Here is a 13733-nt window from a genome sequence, read left to right as displayed (position 1 = left end):
TATCTGTGTCATCAGGAATGCCGCCTTCCCGAATGAATTCGGTCCCACAGGCTCGTCGTGAACCCGAGACCGTGCGAAAACCCGTGGGAGCGAATTCATTCGCGAAGAGGCCGGTACATTCGATGTATCTGTGTCATCAGGAATGCCGCCTTCCCGAATGAATTCGGTCCCACAGGCTCGTCGTGAACCCGAGACCGTGCGACAACCCGTGCAGGCTGTGTGAAAACCTCACGAGCCAATTAGCTGGCTAAAAAACGCTCAAAAAACCGCGCTCCTACGTGAGTTTGAGGTCTGTGACCCACACAAACTTTTAAAGATTTCACGTGAGCGCGCGCAGTTTGTTTTTGTCTGAGGGTTTTCACACAGTCTGTGTGGGAGCGAATTCATTCGCGAAGAGGCCGGTACATTCGATGTATCTGTGTCATCAGGATTGCCGCCTTCCCGAATGAATTCGGTCCCACAGGCTCATTGTGAACCCGAGACCGTGCGCAAACCCGTGGGAGCGAATTCATTCGCGAAGAGGCCGGTACATTCAATGTATCTGTGTCATCAGGAATGCCGCCTTCCCGAATGAATTCGGTCCCGCAGGCTCATCGTGACCCCGAGACCGTGCGCAAACCCGTGGGAGCGAATCCATTCGCGAAGAGGCCGGTACACTCGATGTATCTGTGTCATCAGGAATGCCGCCTTCCCGAATGAATTCGGTCCCACTGAACTGGCTCGTCGTGAACCCGAGACCGTGCGAAAACCCGTGGGAGCGAATTCATTCGCGAAGAGGCCGGTACATTAGATGTATCTGTGTCATCAGGAATGCCGCCTTCCCGAATGAATTCGGTCCCACAGGATTTAATTGTTACCTCTCCCTCAATCCAGATCCGCAGCGTCATGCCGCTCCGGTACTTGGGTCGCTTCATCGCCCCAGGTGCGGTTGACTCGGGTGCCCCGAATAACCGCAGGACGTTTGGCGATTTCATGCGCCCAGCGCTGCACGTGGGTGTATTCGTGCACCGCCAGAAACTCAGCCGCCGAGTACAGACCGCCAAGGATCACCTGGCCGTACCACGACCAGACTGCGATATCGGCAATGGTGTACTCATCGCCCGCCAGATAAGTACTTTCACTCAGGCGGCGATCCAGCACATCCAGTTGGCGCTTGGCCTCCATGGTGAAGCGGTTGATCGGGTATTCCATTTTCTCCGGCGCGTAGACATAAAAATGTCCGAAACCACCGCCAAGGTACGGCGCTGCGCCCATTTGCCAGAACAGCCAGTTCAAGGTTTCAGTGCGGCCTGCTGGATCGGTCGGCAGAAAGCGCCCGAACTTTTCGGCGAGATACAGCAGGATCGAACCCGACTCGAACACGCGAATGGGCGGCTCGGCGCTGTAGTCCACCAATGCTGGAATCTTCGAATTGGGGTTGATATCGACGAAGCCGCTGGAGAACTGATCACCTTCATTGATGCGGATCAGCCAGGCATCGTATTCCGCTTCGGTATGCCCCAGCGCGAGCAGCTCTTCGAGCAAGATAGTCACTTTGATGCCATTGGGCGTCGCCAGTGAATAGAGCTGCAAAGGGTGCTTGCCCTTGGGCAGTGTCTTGTCGTGGGTCGGCCCGGCGACGGGCCGGTTGATGCTTGCGAACTGGCCACCCACTGCTTCGTTTTTCCATACCTTGGCCGGAACGTAAGGTGCGTTGCTCATGTGCGAATCTCCCGATCTATTCGATTCGAAAACGAGGCGCAGGCAGCCGCCACGTCAGTTCAGGTGGACTACCCTGCCAGCGCCGTGACGCGGAATCAATGCTGCCTGCGCATTTGAATTCGAACAAACCCAATGAATCACGACGAAAGCCTAGCCCACCAGCGTGTCAATTCGCTCCGGCTGAATGCTGCACTGCCAGCGCCAGGCATCGGCCAGCATGCAGTCCAGCGAGCGACCGGCGCGCCAGTCCAGCTCATCAGCGGCTTTGCCCGGATCTGCCCAGCAACGCGCAATATCACCGGCACGGCGAGGCTCGTACGTCAGCGGCACGGCGACACCGCTGACACGTTCGAACGCCTTGACCACTTCCAGCACGGAATAACCCTGACCCGTGCCGAAATTCCAGACCCGCACGCCATGGAGCTGTCGTAACGCCTGCAATGCCTTCAGATGCCCCTCGGCAAGGTCCATCACATGCACATAATCGCGGACGCCGGTGCCATCCGGCGTTGCGTAATCATTGCCATACACCCCCAGTGCTGCGCGTTCACCGCTGGCGACTTGAAGGAGATAAGGCAACAGATTATTCGGTGTGTTGGTCGGTGCTTCGCCAAGTTCCCCCGAACCATGGGCACCAATCGGATTGAAATAACGCAGCAGCCCAACCGACCAGCGAGGATCGGATGCGGCCATGCTGTTCATGACGTTTTCCGCCATCAGTTTCGATTGGCCGTATGGGTTCGAGGGCTGACCTGTGGCGCAGCTTTCATCAATAGGCATCACTGCACAGTCGCCATAGACCGTTGCGGATGAGCTGAATACCAGCGTAAACACTTCGGCGTCTGCCATGGCCTGACACAGCGTCACGCTGCCGCCCACGTTAGTATCGTAATAGCGCAGCGGTTCCCGCACGCTTTCAGCGACGGCTTTCAAACCGGCGCAATGAATCACGGCATCAATGGCGTATTCGTTGAACAGCAGATCTAGCTGGCCTTTATTTCGAACGTCTCCAAAGATGAAGACAGGTCTTCGTCCCGATACTTTGGCAATCCGCTCCACAACCGAGCGTGAGCTATTGCAAAGGTTATCGAGAATCACGACGTCTTCGCCCTGCTCCATCAGTTCCAGCACTACGTGAGCACCGATATAGCCCGCACCGCCAGTCACCAGGATCATAGTTCGCCTCATTTATTCACTGTGTGAACGGCGACTACTTACCTGCCGAGCCTGTATTTCGGCTCACTGTCACAAGCGTGACGATGAGGTGTATGAAGTTATGGGCTCCAGGTGCCGCGGGAGTTCAAAGGCGTTTACTCACCGGTACCTGCTGTTCATCGGCTTTACGTGGGGGCGTGTTGAACGCTGCGGGAACGGCAGGCCTCCAAGTTATGAAGCGCGCAGAACGTGATCCTCAATCACCGAGTAGCGTTTTATTCAACAGACGAGTGTCTTCGAGGCCGCGATCAAGCTGGCTTCAGTCTCGGATCCATATTTCAAAAGGAATCCGACATGAATTTTCCAGAGCAGCCTGACGACGCCCTTTCGCTGGTGAAAATCGACACCCCATCACGTGCAATCAGTCTGGCCAGACCTACTTTGCTGTGCCTGTCTCATTTGCGCTGGGGGTTCGTTTATCAGCGACCGCAACACGTCATGTCGCGTTTGGCCAAGGATTACGATGTGTTGTTCTTTGAAGAGCCGATCTTCACGGACACACCTCAGCCGGCACTCGATATCTCGCAACCTGCAACGGGCATTACCGTCATCGTGCCCCTTTTTGCCCATGGCACCAGCGCTGCGCAAGCAGTGGAATGGCAACGCGAATTGCTTGACGGGTATCTGGCCGAACATTCGGGCAAAGACCTACTCTCGGCCAAAGAGCTGCTGCTGTGGTATCTCACACCCATGAGCCTGTCATTCACCGACCACCTGAAAGCTCGCGTGACGATTTTTGACTGCATGGACGAGCTGTCGGCCTTCAAGGGCGCACCGTCTGATTTGCTGGAAAAAGAACGTCAGTTGATGGCCAGGGCCGATGTGGTGTTCACCGGCGGCTACAGCTTGTGGGAGGCGAAGAAACTTCAGCATGGCAACGCCCATCCCGTGCCCAGCAGCGTCGATATTGCACACTTCGCAGCGGCCCGTGACAGGCTTCCAGAACCCGCGGACCAGGCTGGCATTGGTTATCCCCGACTGGGGTTCTTCGGCGTCATCGATGAGCGATTCGACATCGAACTGGTCAGCGAACTGGCTAGCCAACGACCTGACTGGCAGGTCGTGCTGATTGGTCCGGTGGTAAAAATCGACCCTGACTCACTGCCGCGCCAGCCCAATATTCACTATTTGGGGCCCAAGAGTTATGCCGAGCTACCGCTGTATCTGTCGGGATGGGACGTGGCGCTGATGCCATTCGCGATCAACGAATCGACGCGATTTATCAGCCCGACCAAAACGCCGGAATACCTGGCGGGCGGCTGCCCGGTAGTGTCCACGCCCATTCGCGACGTGATCAGCTGCTATGGCAATTCAGGTGTAGTCACCATCGCCGATTCGCCGCACGCATTCATTGCCGGAATTGAGGCTGCGCTGAAATCCAGGGCTGACGTCTCATTCAACCAACGCGCTGACGCAGTGCTGGATGGCATGTCGTGGGATAAAACCTGCGCCCTCATGAAGGAGCAGATCGAATGCCTACGGTAACGATGGAAAACGCAAAAAAAGGCCCGTCGCAGGCAGGTGAGAATCGCATTTACGATTATCTGATCGTCGGCGCAGGGTTTGCCGGATCGGTGATCGCCGAACGTCTGGCGCAGGGCCTCGACAAGAATGTGCTGGTAGTCGACCGGCGCTCGCACATCGCCGGTAACGCCTATGACCACCTGGATGAAGCCGGAATCATGGTCCACCGCTATGGGCCGCATATCTTCCACACCAATGCGCAACGCATCGTCGACTACCTGTCGCTGTTTACCGAATGGCGTCCTTATGAGCATCGGGTCCTGGCACAGGTGGACGAACATCTGTTGCCGATCCCGATCAATCTGACCACGTTGAATACGCTGTATGGCCGCGCTATGGACGAGCACGAAGCCGAGGTTTTTCTGGCGGAGCGCGCAGAGCCTGTGGCGGATATTCGCACCTCTGAAGACGTCGTGATCAACCAGATCGGGCGTGAATTATACGAGAAGTTTTTTCAGGGCTACACCCGCAAGCAGTGGGGCCTGGATCCTTCGGAACTGGACAAGTCCGTCACTTCTCGCGTGCCCACGCGTACCAATAATGATGATCGGTATTTCACTGACGCGTTCCAGATGATGCCGCTGCATGGCTATACCCGCATGTTCGAAAACATGCTCGATGATCCACGCATTGACGTGTTGCTCAATACTGACTTCACCGCAGCCCGGGATCAGGTCAGCTATCGGGAGATCATTTACTGCGGGCCGGTCGATGAGTATTTCGACTTCTGCTTTGGCCGGTTGCCGTATCGCTGCCTTGAGTTCAAACACGAGACGCTGCCTGTCGAACAGTTCCAGCCGGTGGCCGTCGTCAACTATCCCGATCAGAGCGTGCCCTACACACGAATCACCGAGTACAAACAGTTGACCGGCCAGACGCATCCGTTGAGCAGCATCAGCTACGAGTTTCCGTGTGCTGAAGGCGACCCGTACTACCCGATCCCTCGCCCGGAAAACGCAGAGTTGTATAAGCGCTACAGCGCGCTGGCGGATGAAACCGAGGGCGTCACTTTTCTGGGGCGGCTGGGTACTTACAAGTACTACAACATGGATCAGGTGGTGGGGCAGGCGCTGGCGCTCTATCAACGTATCGAAAAGGAGTCTAACGCGGCGCTAAGCCACGCAGTCGGGTCACTCTGATGTGCGGCCGGCAAGCGCTGCCATTGAGTTGTTTTCGCGGGTGGCAGTGATGACCTCCGCTCGGTTGTTCAACTCGTTTGTCATGGCCGGTTATGAGTGTTCCTCACACCGTCGCCGGGATGGGCGGCGGCTGGACATGCTCGCCGAAACCGGCCACGCCCGAAGTGTTGAAAAGGATTACGCCCAACTGGCGGCACTGGGCATTGCCTGCGCACGCGACGGATTGCGCTGGCATCTGATCGAGCCCCGACCGGGCTATTACGACTGGAGCAGCTTTCTGCCGATGCTGCGTGCTGCGCGCGATTACAACGTGCAGGTGGTGTGGGATCTGTGTCATTACGGCTATCCCGACGGGCTTGATATCTGGAGGCCTGAATTCGTGGAGCGCTTCGCCCGGTTTTCAGGAGCGGTTGCCCAACTGATGAAAGACGAAGGCATGGACGTACCGTTTTTCTCGCCCATCAACGAACTCTCTTTCTGGAGCTGGGCGGGCGGTGACGTGGGTTATTTCAACCCTTGCACCCACGGGCGAGGGCAGGAGCTCAAACATCAATTGGTACGCGCCAGTATCGCGGCGATTGAGTCGATTCGTCAGCGCACGCCGGACGCGCGTTTTGTGCAGTGTGATCCATTGATCAATGTGGTGGCGGGATCAAGTCGAAGCGACGAGATCAATCAGGCCGAACAGTATCGATTGGCGCAGTTTGAAGGCTGGGATTTGTTGACGGGTCGTCAGTGGCCAGGCCTGGGTGGGCGAGAAGAATACCTGGACATCGTCGGGGTCAATTTCTACCCGCAAAACCAGTGGGTACTCAACGGCGGGAAAATCCTGCGCGGCGAGCCTGCCTATCGTCCATTCGCGGGCATGCTCAAGGAGGTGCAGCAGCGTTACCAGCGACCGTTATTAATTTCGGAGACCGGTGCCGAAGACGAGGAGCGTGTGCCTTGGCTCGACTACATCAGCACGCAAATCGTTCTGGCCGGGCAGCGGGGCGTGGAAGTGGAGGCGCTGTGCTGGTATCCATTTCTGGACTATCCCGGCTGGGACGACGGTCGATACTGCCCGGCAGGCCTGTTTGGTTATGCGGACGGCGAGGGCAATCGGGCACCGCATCATCCTTTGTGCGTGCAGATCCAGGCGCTTTCGACTTGCCATGATCAATAGCCGAATACGGGAACGCCCGCTGCCTGATACTCCAGTGCCTTTTCTCTGGCGTTACGTCCGGGTACGGCCCTGGCACTTCGGCACCATGCTGGTTCTGGTTGTGGGGGCAGCGAGTTGTGCGGTTGCCGTGCAATACGGCATGAAGCTGCTGGTGGACGCCATGGCCATAGAGGATCGCGCGGCAGGTCATGTGTGGTTCCCATTTGTGTTGTTTATTGCGCTCATCGTGCTGGAAAACCTGTTCTGGCGGGCAGGTGGCTGGCTCGGATGTCGAACGGTGGTTGGCAGTTGCGCGGATTTGCGCATCGACTTGTTCAGCCATTTGACGGGGCATCCGATGCGCTACTTTTCTCAACACTTTGCGGGGGCACTGGCTAACCGGATTTCATCTGCGGGTGCTGCAGCCGGTTCCATCTACGGCGGGCTGGCGTGGAAAATCATTCCTCCGTGTGTCGATTTTCTCGGCGCGGTCATCGTGCTGTGTACGGTGCGACTGTCCATGGCGCTGGTTTTGATCGCTTGCGTAATCGCGGTCGCCGCCTTGATCACGTTGATTGGTATAAACGGCCGGGCCAAGCACATTGCCTTTGCTTCGCAGTCAGCGCGGGTGGGTGGCGAGATCGTCGACCTCGTGTCCAACGTGTGGAGCATCAAAGCTTTTTCTGCCCGTGAGCGGGAGCGTTTAAGGCTGGAAAAAGCCATAGGTGTCGAAGCGAAGGCCCAAAGCCGCAGCTGGATTTATCTGGAAAAAGCCCGCGTGTTGCATGACGTCTGCCTGTCGGTGATGGCCGGGGGCATGCTCGGTTGGGCCATAGACTTGTGGGTCGACGGTCTGGTGACAGCGGGTGATGTGGTGATGGTCAGCGCATTGACCTTTCGCATCCTTCACGGCTCGCGGGATCTGGCCCTGGCTCTGGTGGATACCTCCCAACAAATGGGCGTGATCGCTGAGACGCTCAGCATTATTGCCCAGCCCCATGGCTTGAGCGATACCCACGAAGAACTGGCTCCGACGCGTGGCAATATTCGCTTCATCGACGTTAGCTACAGCTACCCGGACGGGCGTTCGGTGTTCAAGCATTTCTTTCTGGAGATACCGGCGGGGCAAAGCGTCGGCATTGTTGGCGTGTCGGGTGCAGGTAAATCGACGCTGATCAGTCTATTGCAACGCCTGGACGACGTGCGCAGCGGCATCATCCTGATCGACGACCGCGACATCCGCTCGGTCAGTCAGGATAGCCTGCGCCGACAGATATCAGTGGTCCCCCAGGAGACCGCCCTGTTCAATCGCAGCATCTATGAGAACATTGCTTACAGCCAACCCAAGGCTACTGAGCAACAGGTCATCGATGCGGCGCGGCAGGCTTATTGCGAAGACTTCATCAACGCGCTGCCCAGTGGCTACGGTACGCAAGTGGGCGAGCGCGGCGTGATGTTATCGGGCGGCCAGCGGCAACGGCTTGGCCTGGCACGGGCGTTTCTGCGTAACTCACCGATCCTGATTCTGGACGAGGCGACGTCTGCGCTGGACTCGGAATCCGAGAAGGTTATCCAGATGGCGCTGGCCAATCTGATGCGCGGGCGCACGGTGCTGGCCATCGCCCACCGATTATCGACCATTGCCAGCTTTGACCGGGTTCTGGTGCTGCAAAGCGGCCGTGTGGTGCAGGACGGTTCGCCAACTGAATTGCGCAGTCAGGACGGGATATTTCGAACGCTCTGGCAGACGCAAAGCATGAATGCCCCGGAGGAGTGAATGCGTTCGATGCTCAACGTTTTCACCGTGTTCCGCAGCCAAACTTGCGGTGGGTAAAAAAGTTGAGGTGACTGAGTACCAAAGCAAACTAGAACCCGATGAAATGCGTGCTGACAGCCTCACGCTCGAAGGCAGGATTATCGTGCTGGATTGATTCGGTCGGCTTTCTGTTATCAAGCAGCGGGCGATCAGGGTAATCAGATAGCGCCGCTCCAGGTAGGAGGCAACTTGTTGGCGAGAGGCTTTACGCGTTGGTTCAGGCCTGACGCCTCGCGAACAAGTTCGCTCCTACCGTTTGGCGCCGCGCAAGGGTGCAGGGTAATCAGATAGCGCCGCTCCAGGTGGGAGGCAATGTGTTGGCGAGAGGCTTTACGCGTTGGTTCAGGCCTGACGCCTCGCGAACAAGTTCGCTCCTGCCGGTTTGGCGCCGTGCCAGGGTGCAGGGCAATCTCTACCCGCTACCTGGAAAACCTCCTCGCACCCACCACACAAATAATCACCGCAACCGTTACCCCGAGCATCCCCGCGCTGACCTGTTCATGCAGCAACGTCGCCGCCAGCGCCAGCCCGAAAAACGGTTGTAGCAGTTGCAGTTGCCCAACTGCAGCGATCCCGCCTTGTGCGAGGCCGCGGTACCAGAACACGAAACCGATCAGCATGCTGAACAGCGATACGTAGCCCAGACTCAGCCAGGCGGGCGGGCTGATACTCGAAAACGACGGTGGACTCAGCAAAACGCTGAGCACCGCCATGAACGGCAGCGACAGCACCAACGCCCAACTGATCACCTGCCAGCCACCCAGTGTTCTGGAGAGTCTGGCCCCTTCGGCATAACCCAGGCCGCAGACCAGAATCGCCAATAGCATCAGGACATCGCCGGTGGCCGAGGCCTTCAGGCCCTGAGAGAGGGCGAAGCCGACCACCGTCAGGCTGCCCAGCACCGAGAATAACCAGAAGGCTGCACGGGGCCGTTCGCCTCCGCGCAGCACGCCGAATATTGCCGTGGCCAGTGGTAATAAGCCGAGGAAGACGATGGAGTGCGCTGACGTCACGTGCTGCAACGCCAGCGCGGTCAATAGCGGAAAGCCGACGACGACGCCAATGGCGACGATCAATAAAGACAGTAATTGGTGGCGTGCCGGACGCTGCTCTTTGAATAGCAATAACACGCACAGCGCAAGCACGCCTGCCAGGGTTGCCCGGGCGACGGTCAAAAACACCGGGTCGAATTCCAGGACTGCAACCCGAGTCGCAGGCAGCGAGCCACTGAAAATCACGACGCCGATAAAGCCGTTGATCCAGCCCCGGGTGGCATTTTCCATGGGAACGATTTTTGGGGCAGATGCTTGTTCCATGCGGGCCACTCTCAAGTCGGGTTGCGTAAAGGCATCCTGGGGCCGAGTATCAGTACAATCAAAAAATTGTCATGGATACAGTTCGACATGCCACACGCCCGCTACAAATCACTGGTGGATGCGTTCGCCGCGGATATTCGTTCGGGGCGCTTGCCGCCGGGAACGCGCTTACCCACACACCGAACCCTGGCCACCGCTGAGGGGTTGGCGCTGGCTACGGCGTCGCGGGTTTATGCGGAGCTGGAGGCCATGGGGCTGGTGAGTGGGGAAGCAGGGCGGGGCACGTTCGTTCGGGAGACCTCATTGCCGGCGGGGCATGGCATTGATCAGCCTGACGTCGCAACCGGCGTTATCGACCTCAATTTCAACTATCCGTCATTGCCGGGGCAGGCCGAGCTGTTGCGCACTGCGCTGCGCCAGTTGGCATTGTCAGGTGATCTGGAATCGCTGTTGCGCTACCAGCCGCATGCCGGGCGAAGCCATGAGCGGGCGTCCGTGGCGCGTCATCTACGCAGTCGCGGGCTGACCGTCGAGGCCGGTCAGGTGTTGTTGGTCAACGGCGCTCAGCATGGTTTGACGGTGGCGATGATGGCGCTGTTCAAGCCCGGTGATGTGGTGGCGGCCGATGCGTTGACCTATCCCGGTTTCAAGGTGTTGGCTGAGTCCCTGAGCCTGGAAGTTTTGCCTGTTCCTGTGACGGACTCAGGGCCTGATCTGGATGCACTGGAGGAACTCTGCCGACGCAGAACAGTGCGGGGGGTCTACAGCATGCCGACCTTGCATAACCCCATGGGCTGGGTGATGGGTATCGAGCAGCGCGAGCGGCTGGTGCAGATTGCGCGACAACATGCGCTGTCTATCATCGAAGACGCGGCTTACGCTTTTCTTGCGCCCAATCCGCCACCGCCTTTGGCGCACCTGGCTCCGGAGCGCACAGTGTATGTTTCCGGCCTGTCGAAGAGCGTCGCCACCGGGCTGCGGTTTGGATTCATTGCTGCTCCGGCCTCCCGCGTCAGTGTGCTCGAACGCGCGATCAGAGCCACAAGCTGGAACACTGCCGGGGTGATGACGGCGATTGCTACCGGCTGGCTGGATGACGGCACTGTCAGCAGGCTGGAGGCGCAAAAGCGTGCGGATGCCAAAGCCAGACAATTGCTGGCGGATGAGCTGTTGGGGGGAGTGAATTGCGTTCGCCATCCCTGTTCTTATTTCACCTGGCTGCCATTGGCCGAAGATGCACGAGCGGATCAGGTTGCGGCGGCGCTGATGCGCGAGAACATTTCGGTGTCCACTGCCGAGCCTTTCGCGGTGTCCGTACACGTGCCGCATGCGATCCGCCTGGCACTCGGCTCTGTAGACATGCCAACGCTACGTACTGCACTGAAAACGGTGAACCGTGTCGTTGGGGCTTATTCCTGAGTTGTGGACAACTTCAGCAGGCGCTGCAGTTGTTCATGTTCCCAGATACTCAGCAGCTTGACCGGGTCGGTGCCGTAGCGCTGCCAACTGTCTGCGGTCCCGTGACTGCCTTCGGGTGACCGGCAGGCCTGGCAATGGCTCAGCTTGTTCTCCTCACTGACCAGTGTGAGCTGCCAGCCATCCACCTCGATTTCGATTTGCCCTTTTCGGCTTTTCACCGTGTGCAACGTTCGCGTTTCGAGGGCGATGTCTTTCAGGAGTTGATAGACGTCGCGGGCCGTCAGGTCGGTAGTGCTTTTTACCATACAGATATTCTCTTGTTGAAACCGATGCGGCACTGCCTGAACATGCCCGCAGCAATCCGGGAAGATTACTTTACAGGCGAGGCGCGGTGGATGATCGATTTCAATAACAAAGGCTTCTTCAAACTCAAGCAGAACGATGAATACGCCGAGCGTGTGACGGCGCTTTTGCTGGAAGGTGAGCAGGTCATTGATTCATACAAGTCCATGCGCGACGGCGTGGTGTTTACCAACAAGCGCATCATCGCCGTCAACGTGCAAGGTTTGACCGGCAGCAAGAAAGACTTCACCTCATTGCCGTATAAAAATATCGTCGCGTATTCCATCGAAACCTCCGGCACCTTCGACCTGGACTCGGAGCTGGAAATCTACTTTTCCGCACTGGGCAAAGTGAAGTTCGAGTTCACCGGGAAGACTTCTATGGTTGAGATTTCCAGGCTGATATCCAGACATCTGTTGGGGTAGTTTCAACTGATAGGCGGCCCTTGTAGGAGCTGCCGAAGGCTGCGATCAGTTATACCTGACACACCGCTATTCGCAGCCTGCGGCAGCTCCTACAGTGGTGTGTCCAGCGAGTTCGCCTCTTGGCACATTGCGCGCCAGGCCTGAAACTTCCCCTTTGACCCACATCTTCAAGGTTGTCCCATGATCAACATCCGGCCCATGACCGCCGAAGACTTCGAGCTTTTCTGGCCCACTTTTCAGAGCGTGATCGCTGCCCGGGAAACCTACGCCTACGATCCGCAACTGACCCGTGAGCAGGCCCTGCACCTATGGCTGGAAATGCCGCTGCACACCTTCATCGCCGAAGAGGAGGGCGTACTGCTCGGCAGCTACTACCTCAAAGCCAACGCCGCAGGTCCCGGCAGCCACGTGTGCAATTGCGGCTACATGGTCACCGAAGCGGCGCGCGGGCGTGGGGTTGCGCGGTTGATGTGCGAGCACTCACAGAAGGTAGCCATTGAAAGCGGTTTCCTCGCCATGCAATTCAACTCAGTGGTTGCGAGTAATGAAGTGGCGGTGGCGTTGTGGCAGAAGCTCGGTTTCGACGTCGTCGGCCGACTGCCACGTGCTTACCAGCATGCGCGGTTGGGGTTGGTGGATTGTCTGGTGATGTTCAAGTGGCTGGCCGAAGAAAAGCCGCAAAAGCCGATGCTGATCGGGCGCAAGAATATCGAGTCGGTGGTGTCGCGGCCGCGGCGCAAATAGGCCTGATATTGCGGCCCTGTGGGAGATTCTATGTTGGCCTGCAAACCTGTGGGAGCGAGGCTTGTCCGCGATGCAGGCGACTCGGTTTGTCAGCTACACCGTGTCACCGTTCATCGCGAGCAAGTTCACTCCTACAGGTGAGTACCAATATTTGTGAGCTTTGCCTGGACTTGCATCCTGTTGTCGCACCGGGCGCGATTTCAACAAAACAGTATTTCACTGCTTTATTTGGATCACACTCTCAAAGCTCCAGTTGATCTGCACTGATACCAAATGCCAGCGCAATTTTTTCTCGGGTAACTTTGCGCGGCCTGGCGACAGTTTCCTGTTGCGCGTAAGCCGGTTGGGTGATGGCCAGTCGCTGGGCGACATCTTCTTGAGTCAGTCCCAAGTGCTCACGCCAAGCGCGAATAGGGGAGGCTCCATCGACGATGCGACTGACCACCTCATGGGGGATCAAGTCGCTTTGATTTTTGTGTTGAGCCACGTATTGCGCGTACGGGATCACCACGAATGCCGGTTTTCCATCCGGACCGTTGATGATTTGAACGTCAGTAGATGCGTCCGTCACGTTTCTTGACCTCTTGTATGCTGACGATTTTGACTGTGCCATCCCAATCGAACAGGACTCGGTAGTTACCAACTCTCAACCGGTATCCGTGTTCATGTCGGACCAGCATCTTGACGTTGGCTACGTCCGGCATAACCGTGAGCATGGTCACCGCATCGCGAATCTGAACCTGATGTGGCGTGTGCAATTTCAGGAGTTGCTTAACGGCCTTACGGGTCCAGTTAATGGTATTCACAGGCAATATATAGGTCTTTTATAAGTAATTCTCGCATATTTACTTATAAGTCTGAATTTGCCAATGATCACACCCTTGCATATGTTGCCGCCCAGACCAATTACCTCATACGCCCAATTGAGCTCTCAGGACCGGTTTCAGG

The 13733-nt window shown here is 57.4% G+C and carries 13 protein-coding genes; 7 read left to right on the top strand and 6 right to left on the bottom strand.

Translation table 11 applies throughout. The annotated features are described in order from the left end of the window. Positions 1 to 864: 864 nt before the first annotated feature. The gene (gene yghU, locus RX972_RS00820) at positions 865 to 1701 is read right to left on the bottom strand and encodes a glutathione-dependent disulfide-bond oxidoreductase (protein ID WP_316872175.1); all 837 of its coding nucleotides are present in this window, start codon (positions 1699 to 1701) and stop codon (positions 865 to 867) included. A 150-nt stretch (positions 1702 to 1851) separates the two neighbouring features. Further along, the gene (gene galE / locus RX972_RS00815) at positions 1852 to 2877 is read right to left on the bottom strand and encodes a UDP-glucose 4-epimerase GalE (RefSeq protein ID WP_027899658.1); all 1026 of its coding nucleotides are present in this window, start codon (positions 2875 to 2877) and stop codon (positions 1852 to 1854) included. 333 nt (positions 2878 to 3210) lie between these two features. Here galE and RX972_RS00810 point away from each other — a divergent pair, with 333 nt between their 5' ends. From RX972_RS00810 to RX972_RS00795, 4 genes are read left to right on the top strand one after another with little or no spacing between them, the layout of a single operon-like run. Continuing rightward, on the top strand, positions 3211 to 4401 hold the full coding sequence (locus RX972_RS00810; RefSeq protein ID WP_316872174.1) for a glycosyltransferase family 1 protein: 1191 nt from the start codon (positions 3211 to 3213) through the stop codon (positions 4399 to 4401). Next, complete coding sequence (gene glf, locus RX972_RS00805; RefSeq protein WP_316872173.1) at positions 4389 to 5579, top strand: UDP-galactopyranose mutase; 1191 nt, start codon at positions 4389 to 4391, stop codon at positions 5577 to 5579. The genes RX972_RS00810 and glf overlap by 13 nt, the downstream gene beginning before the upstream one ends. Positions 5580 to 5628: 49 nt before the next feature. Then, the gene (locus tag RX972_RS00800) at positions 5629 to 6744 is read left to right on the top strand and encodes a beta-glucosidase (RefSeq protein WP_316872172.1); all 1116 of its coding nucleotides are present in this window, start codon (positions 5629 to 5631) and stop codon (positions 6742 to 6744) included. After that, a complete protein-coding gene (locus RX972_RS00795; protein WP_099270533.1) occupies positions 6734 to 8500 on the top strand; it encodes an ABC transporter ATP-binding protein in 1767 nt (588 codons plus the stop codon). The genes RX972_RS00800 and RX972_RS00795 overlap by 11 nt, the downstream gene beginning before the upstream one ends. 458 nt (positions 8501 to 8958) lie before the next feature. Here the strand turns inward: RX972_RS00795 and RX972_RS00790 are convergent, their stop codons facing one another. Then, positions 8959 to 9855, bottom strand: coding sequence for a DMT family transporter (locus RX972_RS00790; RefSeq protein ID WP_099270532.1), 897 nt, complete (start codon positions 9853 to 9855; stop codon positions 8959 to 8961). Between the two features lie 87 nt (positions 9856 to 9942). Here RX972_RS00790 and RX972_RS00785 point away from each other — a divergent pair, with 87 nt between their 5' ends. Then, positions 9943 to 11274 carry a PLP-dependent aminotransferase family protein gene (locus RX972_RS00785; RefSeq protein WP_316872171.1) on the top strand — a complete coding sequence of 444 codons (1332 nt, stop codon included), beginning with the start codon at positions 9943 to 9945 and terminating at the stop codon, positions 11272 to 11274. On the opposite strand, the gene RX972_RS00780 is transcribed toward RX972_RS00785, so the two are convergent. Next, entirely contained in the window at positions 11265 to 11579 is a 315-nt protein-coding gene (locus tag RX972_RS00780) for a hypothetical protein (RefSeq protein ID WP_027899652.1), read from the bottom strand. The genes RX972_RS00785 and RX972_RS00780 overlap by 10 nt on opposite strands. A 90-nt stretch (positions 11580 to 11669) precedes the next feature. Here RX972_RS00780 and RX972_RS00775 point away from each other — a divergent pair, with 90 nt between their 5' ends. Further along, positions 11670 to 12041, top strand: coding sequence for a PH domain-containing protein (locus RX972_RS00775; RefSeq protein WP_027899651.1), 372 nt, complete (start codon positions 11670 to 11672; stop codon positions 12039 to 12041). A 180-nt stretch (positions 12042 to 12221) separates the two neighbouring features. Continuing rightward, positions 12222 to 12785 (top strand): GNAT family N-acetyltransferase, encoded by a 564-nt coding sequence (locus RX972_RS00770; protein WP_316872170.1) that lies wholly within the window; start codon positions 12222 to 12224, stop codon positions 12783 to 12785. A gap of 241 nt (positions 12786 to 13026) precedes the next feature. Here RX972_RS00770 and RX972_RS00765 read toward each other — a convergent pair whose 3' ends face one another. After that, on the bottom strand, positions 13027 to 13398 hold the full coding sequence (locus tag RX972_RS00765) for a helix-turn-helix transcriptional regulator (RefSeq protein ID WP_316872169.1): 372 nt from the start codon (positions 13396 to 13398) through the stop codon (positions 13027 to 13029). Further along, positions 13337 to 13591, bottom strand: a complete 255-nt coding sequence (locus tag RX972_RS00760) for a type II toxin-antitoxin system RelE/ParE family toxin (protein WP_316872238.1) — start codon at positions 13589 to 13591, stop codon at positions 13337 to 13339. Before RX972_RS00760 ends, RX972_RS00765 begins: the two co-directional genes overlap by 62 nt. Positions 13592 to 13733 lie beyond the last annotated feature (142 nt).

The organism is Pseudomonas syringae group sp. J309-1, from assembly GCF_032582135.1.
GTDB classification, from domain to species: Bacteria; Pseudomonadota; Gammaproteobacteria; order Pseudomonadales; family Pseudomonadaceae; genus Aquipseudomonas; species Aquipseudomonas quasicaspiana.
Note: the sequence above shows the minus strand (reverse complement) of the source record. Positions and strands in the feature narration are given on the sequence as shown.

Excerpts from the sequence above, each read along its gene's own strand:
- RX972_RS00800 (WP_316872172.1), top strand. The coding sequence starts at position 5,629 with ATGACCTCCGCTCGGTTGTTCAACTCGTTTGTCATGGCCGGTTATGAG.
- RX972_RS00775 (WP_027899651.1), top strand. The coding sequence starts at position 11,670 with ATGATCGATTTCAATAACAAAGGCTTCTTCAAACTCAAGCAGAACGAT.
- RX972_RS00790 (WP_099270532.1), bottom strand. The coding sequence starts at position 9,855 with ATGGAACAAGCATCTGCCCCAAAAATCGTTCCCATGGAAAATGCCACC.
- galE (WP_027899658.1), bottom strand. The coding sequence starts at position 2,877 with ATGATCCTGGTGACTGGCGGTGCGGGCTATATCGGTGCTCACGTAGTG.
- glf (WP_316872173.1), top strand. The coding sequence starts at position 4,389 with ATGCCTACGGTAACGATGGAAAACGCAAAAAAAGGCCCGTCGCAGGCA.
- yghU (WP_316872175.1), bottom strand. The coding sequence starts at position 1,701 with ATGAGCAACGCACCTTACGTTCCGGCCAAGGTATGGAAAAACGAAGCA.
- RX972_RS00770 (WP_316872170.1), top strand. The coding sequence starts at position 12,222 with ATGATCAACATCCGGCCCATGACCGCCGAAGACTTCGAGCTTTTCTGG.
- RX972_RS00785 (WP_316872171.1), top strand. The coding sequence starts at position 9,943 with ATGCCACACGCCCGCTACAAATCACTGGTGGATGCGTTCGCCGCGGAT.
- RX972_RS00795 (WP_099270533.1), top strand. The coding sequence starts at position 6,734 with ATGATCAATAGCCGAATACGGGAACGCCCGCTGCCTGATACTCCAGTG.
- RX972_RS00765 (WP_316872169.1), bottom strand. The coding sequence starts at position 13,398 with ATGGCACAGTCAAAATCGTCAGCATACAAGAGGTCAAGAAACGTGACG.
- RX972_RS00810 (WP_316872174.1), top strand. The coding sequence starts at position 3,211 with ATGAATTTTCCAGAGCAGCCTGACGACGCCCTTTCGCTGGTGAAAATC.
- RX972_RS00780 (WP_027899652.1), bottom strand. The coding sequence starts at position 11,579 with ATGGTAAAAAGCACTACCGACCTGACGGCCCGCGACGTCTATCAACTC.